Annotated in this window: 6 protein-coding genes; 2 read left to right on the forward strand and 4 right to left on the reverse strand. The window is 46.0% G+C overall.

Annotation, left to right across the window (positions count from 1 at the left end):
- Window positions 1-3 precede the first annotated feature (3 nt).
- From P0M28_RS21440 to rimO, 3 genes are read right to left on the reverse strand one after another with little or no spacing between them, the layout of a single operon-like run.
- Window positions 4-573: a 5-formyltetrahydrofolate cyclo-ligase gene (locus tag P0M28_RS21440; RefSeq protein WP_302204997.1), complete on the reverse strand. Its 570-nt coding sequence runs from the start codon at window positions 571-573 to the stop codon at window positions 4-6.
- Window positions 570-2,138 (reverse strand): bacillithiol biosynthesis cysteine-adding enzyme BshC, encoded by a 1,569-nt coding sequence (gene bshC / locus P0M28_RS21445; RefSeq protein ID WP_302204998.1) that lies wholly within the window; start codon window positions 2,136-2,138, stop codon window positions 570-572. The genes P0M28_RS21440 and bshC overlap by 4 nt, the downstream gene beginning before the upstream one ends.
- Window positions 2,095-3,480, reverse strand: coding sequence for a 30S ribosomal protein S12 methylthiotransferase RimO (rimO, locus tag P0M28_RS21450; protein ID WP_302205000.1), 1,386 nt, complete (start codon window positions 3,478-3,480; stop codon window positions 2,095-2,097). The genes bshC and rimO overlap by 44 nt, the downstream gene beginning before the upstream one ends.
- A 119-nt stretch (window positions 3,481-3,599) precedes the next feature.
- Between rimO and P0M28_RS21455 the strand changes: the two genes are divergently transcribed.
- Both P0M28_RS21455 and P0M28_RS21460 read left to right on the forward strand, forming a co-directional pair.
- The gene (locus P0M28_RS21455) at window positions 3,600-4,517 is read left to right on the forward strand and encodes a DUF6452 family protein (RefSeq protein WP_302205002.1); all 918 of its coding nucleotides are present in this window, start codon (window positions 3,600-3,602) and stop codon (window positions 4,515-4,517) included.
- Entirely contained in the window at window positions 4,495-5,244 is a 750-nt protein-coding gene (locus P0M28_RS21460) for a DUF6048 family protein (RefSeq protein ID WP_302205003.1), read from the forward strand. Before P0M28_RS21455 ends, P0M28_RS21460 begins: the two co-directional genes overlap by 23 nt.
- Here P0M28_RS21460 and P0M28_RS21465 read toward each other — a convergent pair.
- Window positions 5,231-16,600, reverse strand: coding sequence for a T9SS type A sorting domain-containing protein (locus P0M28_RS21465; RefSeq protein WP_302205004.1), 11,370 nt, complete (start codon window positions 16,598-16,600; stop codon window positions 5,231-5,233). The two genes, P0M28_RS21460 and P0M28_RS21465, sit on opposite strands and share 14 nt — an antisense overlap.
- Window positions 16,601-16,677 lie beyond the last annotated feature (77 nt).

Consider the following 16,677-nt stretch of genomic DNA (forward strand, 5'->3'; position numbering starts at 1 on the left):
TGTTTAGCAGGAAAATACTTGAGTGGGGGTGACGACAAAATCAAGCGGAATATCGTACTGGTCAATATCAGTAATTTGGCCAACAGGTGGTTCTAGCGATAATCCAATCTTCATGGCGTCGGAACGGCACTGCGGTAGAAAGCGATCGTAGTAGCCTCCCCCGTAACCTACCCGATAGCCTGAATCACTGAAGGCTAGCAGCGGAACCAGTATCCAGTCTATCTCCTTCTCGATAACCGTAGGTTCCGAAGCCAAAGGCTCCTGAATATTCCACTGATTAGTTTCCAGACTTGTATCGCGAGTGAAGCGATGATGGGTAAGCGTACCGTTAGCGTGGCTGCGAGGAACTATAACTTGTGCCTGCGATTGATTTAATAAATAGCTGATAATCAGACTAGTACTAGCCTCTCGTTTTTCTTCCGAAGACAGATAGCAATGCACGGTGATTGGTTGAGTAATTGGAAAGCGTTGCTGAAAATGCACGAAGATTTGCTCGTTGCGCTGAGCGTATTCTTGGAGAGTTAAGGCGTTTCTTTTGGCTTTATACGCTTTACGTAATTCAGCTTTCATCATCTGTCTTCTCCTTCACTTAAAATATGAAATTGAAAGTCAAATGGACTAAACACTGCCAATAGCTCGTCAATAAAATTATAATTATTCAAATAAAAATTAAGAAAATTTTCTTTCCGTTCTTGTAGCACTCCTGCGGGAAATAATTTTTCCTTTAACCCTTCCAATTGCTTCACTGAGGTGGCTTGATTTTGCTCTTCTGCTTTCTTGAGTCTTTTCTCAATATTGCTCAAACTTTTAAACGACTGGTTAGCTTCCGAACCGATAAATCCTTCCAGACTACCATCTACCGCGCGGACTTTTTCTTTAATTTTCTCAAAAACTTGAGCCAAAGCGGCTTTCTCCTCCTTTAATAAAATGCTAGCACTGGCATTATCTTCTACAAATTTCTTAACCAACGATTGGGCATCCAAAAATAGGTCTTCCACCGAAACGCCTACCTTGTGCAGTTTTTTTGCATTGGTTTTGTTAATAACCAGCGCGAAGTTTCGTGGCATCAGAATAGGGAAAGCTACTTCGTAGTGGTCAAAGACTGGCTTTAGCTGCAACCAGTACGATAGCTCGGAAGGGCCACCGACGTAGGCCAGGTTGGGCAGAATTACCTCCTGGTAGAGTGGGCGCAAAATTACGTTGGGACTAAAGCGTTCGGGGTGCTCTCTTAACTCCTGAAGTAACTCTTCTTCCGAAAAAGTGTAATCCGTATTGAGTGCCTGAAATTTTTCTTCTTCCCGAACAATTCGTTCCCGACTTGCTTCGCGCAGGTAAAACAAATTAATCTCTCTCGGGAAGACCTGAGTCTTGTAGTCCAGTTCCTCTAGTTTAGCCGAAGTTTCTTCCACCTTTTGTTTAGCGGTATGATTCAGCAAATCATCCTTCATGACAGTGATAAAGGACGATTTCAACTGGGCATCGTCAGCATCCAGTACTACTAACCCCTGTTCTCCGAACAACGCATTTACGTAGTAGCGCACAGCATCGGCCAGGGTTTCTTGCTCGCGGTAGGCTTCCTCAAAAATAGGAGCTTTCTCCGGTAGCTTATCCAGCACGTCACCCAAGCCATTGAGATGAAAGCGACCCACTGCGCCCCGCTGATCGGTTTCCCAGGTATACGTTTTTCCGAAAAGATTAAAGTAGCTGATTTCCTCAAAATCATGATCTTCCGAAGCCATCCAGTACACAGGCACAAAAGTATAATCGGGATGCGCTTCCTTCAACGCCCGACAGGCATTAATAACCGTTACGATTTTATAGATGAAATAAAGCGGGCCGGTAAAAATATTGAGTTGATGCCCGGTGGTTACCGTAAATGTTTTACCATCAGCCAGACGTTGAATATTTTCCGAAACAGCGGCAGGAACATTTAGCGACTGGTACTGCTGCTGGAGAACTTCTACCAATATGGCCCTTTGCTCAGAAGAAAGCTGCTTTTCAGCAATTTGCTCGGAAAAGCTAGCCAATTGAGGTGGACGATGGTAGAAAGAAGTAAGTTCAGGTTTACCGGCGAGGTAGTCTAGGAAAATAGGGTCAAACTGTTGGGTTTTGGCTAGGGATAGTTTTTCTAGTATCATTAGAGATGGTATGTCGATCAAAGTTGGTGGGCTGCGCCACAGTTCCAAATAAGTCGAACTCAGAAGCATCGGTAATGGTTACACGCGCGAAGTCGCCTAAACGCAAATAATTTTCCTGGGCAGGAATAAGTACTTCGTTATCCACTTCAGGAGAATCTGCTTCGGTACGCCCAATAAAGTAGCCACCTTCCTTTCGGTCGATCAGTACTGGCAGTGTTTTGCCAATTTTTTGCTGATTCTTTTTCCAGGAAATTGATTCTTGAACTTCCATCACTTGGTTTACTCGTTCTTGCTTCACTTCCTCAGGAATGTTATCTTCCATACTAAACGCGTGGGTGCCTTCCTCGTGCGAGTAGGCGAAAATGCCCAGCCGATCAAACTGAGTTTCTTCCACAAAATCTAGCATTTGGGCGAAATCCTCTTCCGTTTCTCCCGGGTGTCCGGCAATGAGTGTGGTTCGTAAAGTAATATCCGGTATTTTGTTTCTAATCTGATCCAGTAGCTGCTCGGTTTTTTCGCGGGTAATACCACGCCGCATCAGCTTGAGCATTCGGGTAGAGCCATGCTGAAGAGGCATGTCCAGGTAGTTGCAGACGTTAGACCGCTCGGCTATTACGTCCAATACATCCATCGGAAAACCGGACGGAAAGGCGTAGTGCAGCCGAATCCACTCGATTCCTTCTACATCCGACAAATGGCGTAGTAAGTCGGCTAACCGACGTTTTCGGTAAATATCCAAACCGTAGTACGTCAAATCCTGGGCGATAAGTAGTAGTTCCTTCGTGCCGTTGCGCGCTAAGGCCTGCGCTTGCTTCACTAGGTTCTCAATGGGTTGGGAGACGTGCTTGCCTCGCATGAGCGGAATGGCGCAAAAGGAGCAGGGGCGGTCGCAGCCCTCGGCAATTTTGAGGTAAGCGTAGTGACGGGCAGTGGTGGTGATTCGCTCACCCACTAGCTCGTGTTTGTAGTCAGCTTTAAATTTTTTGAGCAGCAACGGCAATTCTAAGGTACCAAAGAAAGCATCTACCTCGGGGATTTCTTGTTCCAGATCATCTTTGTAGCGTTGCGAGAGGCAGCCGGTGACGTAGAGTTTTTCTATTTGTCCATCTTGCTTAGCATCGGCGTAGCGTAAAATGGTATCGATAGATTCTTGCTTGGCATTATCAATAAAACCGCAGGTGTTGACAATCACTACGTTAGCATCATCTTTTTCCGATTCGTGGGTAGCGTCAATTTGGTTGCCCTTCAGTTGGGTGAGCATCACTTCGGAGTCCACCAAGTTCTTAGAACAACCTAGCGTTACGATATTTACTTTATCTTTTTTTCGTCCTTTCGTCTTCACAGGCGTACTTCGGTTTTAATTGTCTGCAAAATTAGCAAAATTTGCCGCTCGTTAATTCACTATCTCACCAAGTGCTGAGCAACAAGGCTGGTTGTTACGCGTTGGTAGGACGAACGACTATGAAGCATAACGCATTTTGGTACAGAAAGAATCACTTGGGCGTGTTGATCGCGCTCATTTTTTTTGGTTTGGCCGCCTGTCAAGATGAATCTGACTGCACCACTGATTCTACTAATATAGTTCTACTGGAATTTATCAAACTCGTGAATGCAGGCAGCAATAATGAAGCTGATGAAATAGATAGTGTGATTGTCATTGCTGAAGGTACAAATGCCGGAATACCATTCGGAGCAACCAGCCAGATCGGATTACCTCTTAATCCATTAGAAAACTCTACTACCTTCTATATCTTCCGACAGGAAGAAGAGGGGGTATTTACTAGTGATACCTTAGTAATCACTTACCAGCGCGAACAAACGCTAATCTCCCCGGAGTGCGGTCCCGACCAACAATTTATTGGACTAGGCTACGATAGCGATCGAACCACTTTTGATTCGCTGAGGTTGCGAGTGTCGGAGACCAGCCAATCGTCGGCTAGTGCCAATTTTCAAATATACACCTGTCGGTACGAAATGAGCAACGTGTTGCAACTGCGGTTTAACTATCCGGCTAATGAAGATACAATAGTTGATACACTGGTGGTCAGCCGGGTTTACTCGGATGTAGGCAAGCAGGAAGACCTAAGCGTTAACGACAGCATACCCGAAAATGGGAGTCTTACAGTTAGCGTTCCGATTGATGAAGAGCGAGATCAAATTCAGGTGTTTTTGGAGATTGACCAAGACGACGTTCCGGTTCGGGAAGTGAATGTGTTGTACCGACGCGATACTTTTCAGGTACCTACTTGCTTGGCGCAAAACCGCTATCAGGTAGATTCAGTGTGGATGACTGATACTACTCGGCTGTTTGCTCCTGAAATTACCGAAGAACTTCTCAATATCAATAATCCTACGAATGCTCAGGTTTCTATTCGGTAGTATTTTAGTCAGCTTATTAGGCATTACACTGGTGCAGGCCCAGGAAGAGGACTCACTGAGTGCAGTAGGTAAGTACGAACCCTTAGCTCTGCGGGTAGGGGTTTCGGTGAATAATCTGTTGAGATCGGCCATTCGGGAGAACGATACGCAGTACAGTTTTCAGGCCGATGCCGTGTTTGGTCGCTATATGCTGGCGGCAGAATATGGGCGGGCGGAGCTTAGCCGAAGCAGCGTAGCCGAAAATCCGTTTACTTACGAAAGCGAGGGTTCATTTTTCCGAGTAGGGCCGGATGTGAATCTGCTAGTAAACCAAGCGAAGACTAGTTTTCGGGCCGACGGTGATATTATTTTCTTCGGATTGCGATTTGCCCGAGCGCAAGTTACCGATAAAATGACATTGCAAACCCGTGACGATACCATTGGTCCAGATGAAAATAATAATGCTTTTTGGCCTTCGCAGGAAATTACCGCAGAAAACAGCAATCGGGGAGTGATCTGGCTGGAGATGACGGCGGGAATGAAAGTGCGCCTCTACCGTAATATTTTTCTGGGATATAATTTACGCTTTAAGTTTGCTCGCAACTTTCTGGGTAATCCTTCGCTTATTCCTTACGAAATACCTGGTTTTGGTCCCGGTGAAAACGAAGAAGCTTTCCGTTTTGACTACTACCTGATTTACCAAATTCCCTTTAAAAAGAAATCCAGAACTTCTCCTAAGGAACAATGAGCTTGTCTACGTGACGAAACTTGCCAGAAACCAAGGTTACGGTATATAAACCCGATGCTAGTGCATCCAAATCAGCTAAAGTAAGTATAAGCCCACCGGTAGCGTCGGTATTTCTCTGGTATTCACGCACCATAAATCCCGTCATATCAGCCAGCCGAATGGTTACAGCTTGTTCAATAACAAGCCCGGTAGCAGTAACTACCGTTTGGTAATTTTCTATCGGATTGGGTTGAACATTCACTTTGGCCTGTTGAGGAGAGTGTGTAATAGCAATAACCTGAGAATAGGCGGTCGTTCCATCAAAGTCAACTTGCTTTAGGCGATAGTATACTGTTCCGAACGGTGCACCAGTATCCAGACTTTCATAGTATATTGGGTTGACACTATTGCCCGCTCCTTCTACCCAGGCTACCTGGTTAAATACTACAGCGTCTGTGGACCGTTCTACTAAAAAGTGGCTGTTATTAGTTTCGCTGGCGGTCGTCCAGAATACCTTGGCTCCTTTGGCGGTAGATAATGCTTGAAATTCGATCAGCTCTACCGGAAGGGGATTAAATGCTTCGGAAGAAGAGGCTAGTACAAAATCGCTAAAAGTAGTAAAGTTAATGTCTGATGTAATGGTACCCGCCACAAAATCACCCGCTACCGTACCTGATGTAGAACCAGTTCCGCCAATATTTACCCAACTGCCTGATCCATTACTTTTGGCAATCCGCAGTGTGGCTCCTTCATCTGACTCATCATCTTCATTGTAAGCAATAGTTACACTAGCAGAAGCTACTGCCGCGTTGGGAGATTGGTTGATACTGTAATGGCGGGCACCCGATACCCGAACAAGTTCGCTCGGAAGAGTTCGCTCGGTGGGCGCACTTTCAGTGAGCGAACCAATGTAAGTACGGGTTACTGCATCGTCTTGGGCTAAGTTCAGGGTGATTGGCCGATAAAAACCACCGTTTCCGAATGGGAAGAGCTTGGTGGTAGCCCCGGTTGAATTCTCCGTGTGCTGTAGTGGGCCGTTTAGGTAGCTAGAAGCTGACCCACCTGATATAGTACCATCGGCACTAATCACCAGTAAGTCAGAATTAGTGGTGTTAATAACACCATCCGTCAGGGTTAGCGTACCGTTAACTGTACTAGTCCCGCTTAGGGTAAGCGTATCGCCCGCTTGCTTGATTAAATTATTGAAGGTGATCGCTCCGTTGATACTTTGTTCACCAGTTCCATCAAAAACAACAGTAGCGGTGCCCGTACCTGTATTAAGTGTCCCACTAGTAACGGTTAAATTATCGGCAATAGTGGTGGTTACATCGTTGGCGAGCGTAATTCCACTAGCATTATCGACTACTAACGAACCAAATGTATTATTCCCGGTGACTGACTGAGCAACACTTCCATTTAGGTTTACGATGCCAGTGGTGGAAAAAGAACCATTGTTAGTCCAATTGCCTAAAAGGTTAAAATTAGCGGTGCCGCTCACTGCGTCATCTACAGAAATAGTAAAGTCACCTCCGTTAGCACCATCGTTCAAAGTAATGGTACCGCTAACGTTCACCGTATGCCCGGTTCCAGATTTATCGATGTCCAAATTGTGGAAGGTATTGATTCCAGCTACATTTTGATCAGCGTTATCATTTAAGGTCAAATCCTCGACATTGCTGTAGATATTTGCTCCACTGGCACTAGCGTTAGACCAGTCGCCGGTTAGGGTAATGTCAGTTCCGGTAGAGAAACCTACTGAGCCGGAGGCTGACAAAATTCTAAAATCGTTGGCACTAAAGGTGTTCGCATCGGGACCGATGGTAGGAATGCTAATTGATTTGGTTCCTACGTTATCAAACTGTAAGTTGTTAAACGTAATGCCCGAAGGAACGGACTGGGCTGATGCACCTACCAAGGCGAAAGTGCCTTCACGAGGCTCAAGCGTTCCACTATTGAGCAAATTGATGTTTCCGCCCAGAGAAATATTATAGCTATTCATATTATCGGCATCTAACGCAACTCCATCAATAGTAAGATCGTTAGTGATCGTTGTATTTCCGCCTAACACTTTATCTCGGTCACCACTAATTATTAAGTTATTGTAGCTTAGTATTTCAGTAGGTAGGGCGTAGGCTGCACCTAGCCCATTATCGGTAAACTCTACGGTGCCATTATCGAAGAACGTAGTGCCCAGTACATTGAAAGTAGGCAGAGCACCTGTATTGAGAATCAACTGTCCATTTCCGGTAAATGCTTCAAAGCTGTAGCTGGATGCCGCGTTGGTAAGTTCCAAACTACCATCTAGTTGTAAGGCTGCTACCGACGCATCGGCTGAAGAGGTAATATCGTGGGTTGCTTGGATTTCTACTTCGTTGTACTGAGTAGGAGTGGCAGTACTTCCACTACCATCGGCCTCGGTATTCCAAATAGGATCAGTCCAGTCGCCACTGGCTATGCTGTACAGCTTAGTAAAGAAAGCTCCGGCTTCTCCGGCTATCCATTCGGTAGTGGTAGTATTTATCGTAATATCGGTTGAGCCGAAGGTGTTGGCACCCGGAGTGACAAACTCGTTACTGGCTTCATCCAACGCACCATTGTAGAACCACGACAAATAATTAATCTCACTCCCCTGAATATCACTATCAGCGTAGGTGAAATCAAGCTGACCAGTAATATTGGTAATGCTGTTCAACTCCAGTGTGAAGAAACGGTTGATAGCTCGAGTAGGGTCTATCAGAGTGAAGTTAGCATTGGTAGCAGGATTATTGATTGAGCGTACTCCTACACTTCCTCCGGCAGTAGTAACTGCGGTAGCATTAATAGTTACCGGGGTATAATTACTGCCTACCCCGATAGGAAAAGTGAAATCGTAGGAGTTGGCGGTACCGTCTCCTTGTTTAATTACTTGCGAGCCATCAGTGTTACCATTAGTTACAATCATTCGGTTGCTGCTAAACGAGCCGGTGATTGTGGTGGCGGAACCAAACGTAAGATCATTGGTAGTACCTGATAATACTAAGTTACCGTCGTTCTGCATATCCAGCACTCCACCAATGCTCACTGGTACATTGAGTGTGAGGGTAGTGCTCAAAGCTTTAGCCATTGTGACATTACCAAAATCTACTCCACTAGTACCATTTATTTCCTGGTTCGCTGAAGGGTTGTTGAAGCTAACGTTGCTGGCATTTGCGATTGTTGTAGAACTTGCGCTATTGTTAATAAGGTCACCCAAAATAGTAAGGGGTTTATTTTGCAAATCCAGTGTTCCGGTAGTGAAGGTGAGGTTGCCAGTGATAGCAAGCTGAGTTATCTGGGCACCGCCATTATCTAAGCGTACTCCAGCTGGGTTATTAATCGTGACATTACCAAAAGTTTCGGCACTGCTGGTATTGGTTCGGTCTATCTCCTGAGCAGAAGCACCATCAAAAATGACAGTTCCTGTACCGGGTAAAAAGGCACTGCCGTTACGGCTATCCCGGTTCCAATCTCCCCGTACGTTAATGTCAAAAGATAGAGCCGATAGCACTGAGCGTTCGTTTATTGTAAGATCATCGGCGATAATAATATTATCACTCAACGTTTTAGTACTGTTGCCACTGAGCTGCAAATCCCAGTAGCTATCACCATTAAGGGAGGCCACTGTTTGAGCGTTGTTACTGTTGTATCTTACCAAGCTTCCCGATTGCATATCGTAAGTCCCAAAGCCAGCGGGGAAGCTATTAGCACCTTCCACTCGTAACTCCGACCCGCTCGTTACGGTGAACGTTCCACCGGGCGTGCCAACAAAGGTAAAAGTATTATCTTCTACTCTATCGCTGGTACTTATCGTTAAGTCGCCGTTAATGGCGTAGTTTGTCCTTAAGTTATAACGCCTCGTCCCGGATATTACTAAATTATTGTAGGTACTTTGGCTGGTAGGAAGATCTCTGTTTGCTGTATAGTTGTACTCTACCGTTCCGCCGCTAGCATCAGTAAAATCGTTATCCAGGGTAGGCACATCTGGGGTAGCCCCTACCGTAAAGCGAAGCGTTCCGGTGCCACTGACGGTACCGATATTGTACTCGCCACCATTAGTTTCCAGAATTACTAGCACCCCAGTGTTCTCGATGGTTGTGTTTGCGGCCTCTACCAACGTTGTAGCCGGAATAGTTACTATATCTCCGGATTGTACGATAACCGGATTGGAGAGGGTAGGGGGCGTTCCCGCCGTTGGGCTGCCCGATGGGTTAGTAGACCAAGTGCTGGCCGTGTTCCAATTACCGGTAGTACGGCTGTAGTAAATAACGGGTGGGGCAAAGTCTTCTCCCGCTGTAAACTGAAATTCATCAATACTTCCGGTAGTGGTGGTGCTCATTGTATTAGTAGCTTCATCTACATTATCAGAAGGGGGAAGAGGCCCCTCTATCCACGTTGTTCCATTGAAGTAAGCATCCAAATAATTAGCTTCCGTACCAGCTACATCACCTTCATCATAATTATAGGTATGGCTAACATCTAGATTAGTCCCAAAACCAGTCGTCTCTACGATCCACTGATAATCTAGGGTTGTACTGGCTTCGGCCGTAGCATCCCGACTATTTACGGGGTTAACACTTATTGTTCCGGCAGCACCGTCGGCATCAGTTACATTGATCGTTGCCGGACTATAAACATCGGTACCAATTGGAAAGGTGAACGAACCACCCGCTGCTGAGTACATCTTCTGCACCCCTAGGGCACTTGCCAAACCACTGGTCTGAATCATAGTACTCGCTCCCAGTGTACCCGAAGTAGCTACGCTAGCAGTTTCTGCCAGTATCAATCGGCTATTGGCGATGTTAAAAACTCCGTTGTTAAGATTTAAAGTGTTACTAACCGTCATTTGGCTAGCGTTGAGGGTTACATTATTGGCAGCTTTATCTATAGTAATATCATCAAAGCTAAACGGACTGCCATTAATAGTTTGATTGGTGGTTCCACTAAAGGTAACTACGTGTGTATTCTGATTGAATGTACCAGTAGTGTATGTCCAATCACCTTCTACAGTAATGGCATCATCCAGCCGAACACTACCACTGGTATTATTGATATTTACACTATAAAAAGTAGGTGCCCCGCTGATTACCTGCGGGGAAGTTTGCCCACTCAACCCCGAACCATTGAAGGTAACTATGCTAGGCTCGCCTGACTCAAAGGTGCCATTTACTAAGGTGAAATTTCCGCCTAAATTGAGATTAATGTCGCTTTGGGTTCTATTATTTGAATTAGCCCGATAGAGCTGAAATTCGCCACCTACCAAATTAATTGTTAAATCGTTCAGTACGGTCAGATTCTGCTGGCCTCCGTTAGGGGCACCTATCCGCTCGGTAAAGCTATTCCCATTGCCAATCTCCAGATTCCAGAAGGGGGCCGCCGAGGTGATACCGACATCGAAGTTAGTAGCAGTATTCGTATTAAGTACGCGAACTGTCCCGCCGCTAACGGTATGCGATATGCCACCGTTAATGCGGAGAGCTTTACCATCGGCTCCCGAGTTACGGCGAACTATCTCCAGTAAGCCGTCTGACATTACGAAACTACTGCCACTGCCAGTTTCTATACAAAAGTCAGCTTCACTATTATTATTCATACTTTCGCTACTGCTGCGATTATTAGCAATAACCACGGTTCCACCAGACTGGTTATAGGCCAGCGTGGCAGCCTCGGGGTTAGGACGGATAGCACCCCCAATGGTTAAGGTGCCACCTTCTACCGTTATTGTGGCATTTCCGGGGGTATAAAGAATAGCGTTTTGCTCTACCCCAGTAATATCGTCACCAATATTAACAGCCCCATCGGTAAGGCGAAGCAAACCGGCTAGTGAAAGGTTAGAAGAAGCCGATGTGATTTCGGCTACTGCTCCCGCATCATTTATCCATAGCCCTCCGCTAGACGGAATAGCAAAATTACTACCACCCGTGCTCAAAATAATGGTATGGGCTGCACTTAATCGGAGCGTACCATTTTGAATTTCCAGTGCTTTTGCTGTTGTATTGGTTGGTGCCCTCAGGGAGAAGTTTATTGAAGTGATTTCCAGTTCGGAAGAATTGTCGGTACCCTTGTTGACGATAAGTCGGTAAAATTCAGTAGTACTTCCGGCACCCGCAATACTAGCATTCGCTTCTCCGGTAAAGGTTACGTTAGCCCGGTGCGATCCGGCATCATCAGCAAAGTCTAGCGTTCCATCATTCGTAAGTGATCCGCCAACAGATATACTGTGGGTGGCCGAACCACCCAGGGCTACTTGCCAAGTTCCGGTATTGAGGATGTTGCCTGCTATTGCAATAGTACGGTCGGTGCCAGATTGAAATTGTAGCGTGGCCCCTGCGTTGTTTACATTCAGATCACCACCAATCGTTAAATTTCCATTAGTAGCGTTGCTGATTAGCGCGGCAACTGTACCATCAATGGTTAAGTCACCGAGTAAGGTAAAATTGGCATCGGGCAGGGTAACGGTTCCCGACCCCGAGATGGTTAGGTTACGAAAAGTAGTGGGCGCATTTAAAACAGTATAATTTCCGGTTCCGGTATATTCTACTGTTCCTCCGGTAGCTCCCAGTAAATCAGTGTAAGTACCTCCCGGAAATTCAGTAGCATCAGTATCATTAGTGACTATACTAAGGGTGCCTTCGCCACTTACGTTACCTAAATTGTGCCCAGTGGTGGCATCACCGACTACTAGCGTGCCGGTGGCTTGTAGTTCAACACTGGGGGCAGTAGTGTTGTCATTGCTGATGGTGATGATATTGTTGTTACCAATAACCACGGGAGTACTGCTACCCGGAATGGTGGAGGACGCTGCTCCTCCTAACTCGGCGGTAGACCAAGAGTCTGCGGTATTCCAGTCGCCATTAGCCCGGCTGTAGTAAGTAAGTACTACGCCAAACTCGGAGGGTTCAGCCGCGGTGAATTGCCCTTCAATGTACGTGACGTTATTAAACGAGATGGTATTGGCCACTTCATCTACTAAAGCTACGTTATTGATATTGTCCCAGGTAGTAGGGGAGTAGCGAGCGGGGACGTAGGCCGACTCATTGCCTCTTCCGGTGGCATCTGCTTGATCGTAAGTAAATGAAAGGTTAGCGGTTTCAAACCCAAATCCTGATTTACTTACAATCCAGTAGTAGTCTAGGGCAACGTCGGCTGCATCGGTAGTAAATGGGTTTTCAGCATCTACTGGATTGAGAGTGATGGTGCCGCCACTAGTAGCGTTGATTACTTCCACTGTGGCGGGAGTGTATTTTCCATCTACGCCAATAGGCCAGGTGAATAATTCGGTTCCTGAACCTACGTAGGCTTTTTGCACGCCAGCAGCTCCTACTCCGGCGTTCACCTGAATCATGGTAGTGGCCGAAGGTGATGCGGCACTTACGCTAGCGGCGGTAGGTAATGTAAGGAGAAAGTTGTCTATATTTAGTATGCCACTGGTGAGTGTGAGTGTTCCATTGATAGTTTGCGCCACCGAAAGGTTAGCACCGTTATTATCATCTAGTTCTAAGTTTTCGAATTGTCCAGTGCCATCGCCACCGATGGTTCGCTGGGCTGAGCTTCCGGTTAAATATATTTTTCCGGTTCCGGTGTGCAAGGATGAGTTACTTACATCGCCACCTACAGTGAGTGTGAAACCTGCATCAGCTAAAATACCTTCAGTAATGGTTAAGTTTCCCTGAGCGGTAAGGTTACGATGAAGAGTCAGTGTTTCACTGGCATCTAGATTGACGATTAGTGACTTTTCGCCACCACCCGACCACTCGGGGTCTTGTGAGGTTTTAGAAGTGCCTTCGTAAGCAATATTGTAGGCATTTGTACCCTGAATGGTTCCGGTCATCACTCCGTCGGTTCTAAGAACTGTAGAACTCGTGCTCATTGTTAAGTTTGAACCGGAAGCAAAAGTGCCATTAGCTAGCGTTAAGGTACCGCGCACAGCTTCAGTATCATTTAATGTTTTAGTACCACTACCGGAGATGATAAGGTTGCCAAATTGAAGACCATCGAGCAGCGATACCAATGTGCTGCCATTCCCATCATATTCTACGGTGCTGCTAACATCAATGAATGAAGAGGCTAATGAGAAACCGCTTGGAGAGCGATCATTGCCGTTGTTATCACCTATAATTAAGCGGCTGTTAGCTGATAGAGACAATCCGCCTGAGCCGTCACCATTGATAGTATTCGTGCCAATATCCAGTGTTCCGGCCGTAATAGTGAGGTCTCCATTTAAATTGTAGGTATTGTTGTTATTAGTGAATTCTACTTGGCGATTATCCCCGCTGGGATTATTCACAACTAGTGAACCGTAGGTATGATCGTCCGATAGATTAAGGTCGAATCCGTTTTCAGAACCATTCAAATTAGCCGAACCGTCTCCGAAGCGAAAGGAGCCTCCGAATGTGATAGCCGTAGGCGAACCGCCGGGACCACTTACTCGGTCATTGCCATTACCCACATTTGTAATACGCATCGCGTAGCCACTACCCGCCACGGCATGTGGATTGACGATAGTAACTGTACCATCGCTCATGTTCACAATCCCGCGTTCCAGATCAAAAATATTTATATCACTGTCCAGATTCTGGTCACCCTGAGGGTTCAGATTAAAATCTCCACCACTCATTACGAAGCGAGCGTTGGCATCGTCTAGGTTAAAAGATCCGTTAAGGTTAAAGGTGCCTCCCGCAATCTCCAATAGACTGTAGGCAGTTTCGGAGCCAAAGGCCGGATTGTTATTATTGTTACCGATGTTAAGCTGACTATTGCCATCGCCTACGTTAATTGTTCCATCGTTTAAAGTGAGGCGCGTAATTGCTGTGGGATTATTCTGAGAGTAAATAATTCGGTTGGTGCCATTACTGGAAGATGTACCGACATTCAATGTTCCCCCGTTCACTTCTACGGTTGTTCCGTTGTTAATAGTTAAGGAAGCAGTGATATCGCAGATGCCCCCGTTCATTACGAACTGAGCCCCGTTGGTATTGAGGCGTAGATTACCAATATTTCCACCTCCCACACCTAGGTAGCCATCTGAATTAATAGTCAGTACACTATTGGCACCGTCCATGTCTAGAATATTGCGGGTAGCAGGCAGTGGTAGTTCAGCCACTAAGTTGGGGGCAATAATGAGTTGGGCGGTATTTGCCCCTCCCAACCCATCGCCAATAGTAACTACTCCGTCGCCCCGGGTAGCATCTTCGCCGGCATCATCATTAGATGTATTAAAAGGATTACGGTTGGCCAGAGAGGTGAGTGCCGGACTGGTCAACATGCTGAACGTGCCCGTATTGATTGTGAATACCCCACCGTCGTAAACCTGTAGGAGATTTCCGTTGGTGATACTTGTAATGCTTGCCCCAAAATTAATAATTCCTCCACTCATGGTAAGGTTACCACGAATCTCCATTCGGGTATCATTGGCTGTGGTGGCACTAGGTAAGATATTGATCGTTCCTGCCGAAATATTCAGGTTTGCCCCGGCTTCAATATCGAGCCCTTGGTAAAAGGTACAAGTAGCGGTAGCACTTCCGTAAGTAAATGTGCCATTAATATCTACTTTAGCTCCCCCAGCAGTTCCGGTTTCCAAGGTTCCGCTGCCGGTAAGGGTAATATTGTCTAAGTCGCCCCCTCGGCCAAAGCGAGCTACCGCATTATCGTTGATGGTGAGCGTTCCCTCGTGAAAGAAATTATCTACGTTGCCACTGCTATTGTCAGTACCCACTAGCAGAGAGGCATTATCAGAAAGTGTAATATTGCTAACAGACCCCACCGTGCCTCGTTGTATCCGGTTACCTACTGTAACACTGGCCGTATTTGAAATAGACAAGCTAGTAGTTTCAGAGGCTGCCTGACGAAAATCAATATTGCCGGTGCCTGTAGTGGCATTCCCCATTACCACTGTTCCACCCTGGATAGCTACTGAAGCATTGGCTCCTTGTAAACGGAGTGCATCATCATTGTCGTTACGGTCGTTGCTGTTGGCCATAATATCCAATGTACCATCAAGCATAGTAAACGAAGCATTGGCTCCAGCTAGCTGAAGCGATTCGGGGTTGCCTCCCACAGTAACTGCTGGGGTGATATCTACGTCACCATTGTTAATAGTAAACGCACAATCTTCGCCCAGCGAAATTCTATTGTAGACAGTAAGCTGAGAAGTAGCTCCGCTCATCGTTAGCGAAGAACCATTACCCGTAGCTCCGTTTAGGGTTATGCTACCTCCGGTTCCCCGACCAACCGAAACATCGGCACCATTTTCTAGACTTAAATTTGCGCCAGCATTCAGAATTAAGTCGCGGGTGTAAAGGGTGGCACCATTAACTGACGAACTGCTTCCGCCAATCGTTAGCCGGCCCTCCGTAGGAAGGGTAGGCGTGCCTGGATCGCCGTCTCCAACGTTTAGTACTCCGGTTCCTGAAACAATTACATCGCCATCTACGGTAAGATTAGTAATATTGCCAGAATTTCCTCCCCCATTGAACCTTCCTCCGGTGATAGTAATGCTTCCATTTGTTAAGTCTACATTACGATCGCCAGTATGATTCACGACCATATTAAAACTGCCGCCCTCAATAATGAAGGAAACATTATTGTAATCATCACCGCTATTATTCTGGTTGTTATATGTTCCGCTATTGTCATGTACATAAGTGCCTCGAGCGAAAGTGGATCGCCCCGCGTCTATCTGATTGGTGAAGTTAATCGATCTGTTAATAATTTGATTGCTGGGGTTACTACTGTTGTAGGTAATATCGTAAGTATCCCAAGATCCTTCTCCAGAAATAGTTTGGAAAGTACCATTGAAATGCAACGCTACTTCGTAAGCAGCGTCGTTATCGTTTTGCAGATCAAGTACATTATTGTTAATCAGATTGCCCCCAATAAAAATATTGTGATTATTCCGGTCAGCGGGAGTGCCATTCATGGGGGTTCCCGCCGGATACTGATCGCCGCCTCGGGTAGTAACTAAATGTCCATTAGATCCAATAGTTACATTACCAGTGACAATTAGGTTATAATCTCCGCTAAGCTCATTTACGTTATTGCTATTAAAGTTAGCGAACGGAAAGCGGAGGTAGCCTTCCGTACCTTGGCCTATTTGTAGTGTGCTAATAGTGGCCTCATTGCTAACACCTTCGTCGGCATTATAATCTATTACGTGCCCCGCCCCAATAATTACAATATCACTACTCGTATTACCAGGAACTGTTGTAGCAGGAGCTCCTGAATGACCAACGTCTATTGACCAAGTATTAGGATCGTTCCAGGGACCACTTTGCCGACTGTAGTAGTCTTGAGCAAAAATACTATGGTAAGAAAAACACAGTAAAAAAATAGAAAGGGTAACTGATATGATTAATGATCTCATTCTCCCAATATAAGTGCCTCACATTGCTACAAAGCTACGTCTACCAAGCAGGGTAAAATGATCTTATTTGCTAGTTT

Source organism: Tunicatimonas pelagia, assembly GCF_030506325.1.
Taxonomy (GTDB): domain Bacteria; phylum Bacteroidota; class Bacteroidia; order Cytophagales; family Cyclobacteriaceae; genus Tunicatimonas; species Tunicatimonas pelagia.

Bases quoted from the DNA above. Each gene is read 5' to 3' on its own strand.
- P0M28_RS21440 (WP_302204997.1), bottom strand. From the start codon at position 573: ATGATGAAAGCTGAATTACGTAAAGCGTATAAAGCCAAAAGAAACGCC.
- bshC (WP_302204998.1), bottom strand. From the start codon at position 2,138: ATGATACTAGAAAAACTATCCCTAGCCAAAACCCAACAGTTTGACCCT.
- P0M28_RS21455 (WP_302205002.1), top strand. From the start codon at position 3,600: ATGAAGCATAACGCATTTTGGTACAGAAAGAATCACTTGGGCGTGTTG.
- P0M28_RS21460 (WP_302205003.1), top strand. From the start codon at position 4,495: ATGCTCAGGTTTCTATTCGGTAGTATTTTAGTCAGCTTATTAGGCATT.
- P0M28_RS21465 (WP_302205004.1), bottom strand. From the start codon at position 16,600: ATGAGATCATTAATCATATCAGTTACCCTTTCTATTTTTTTACTGTGT.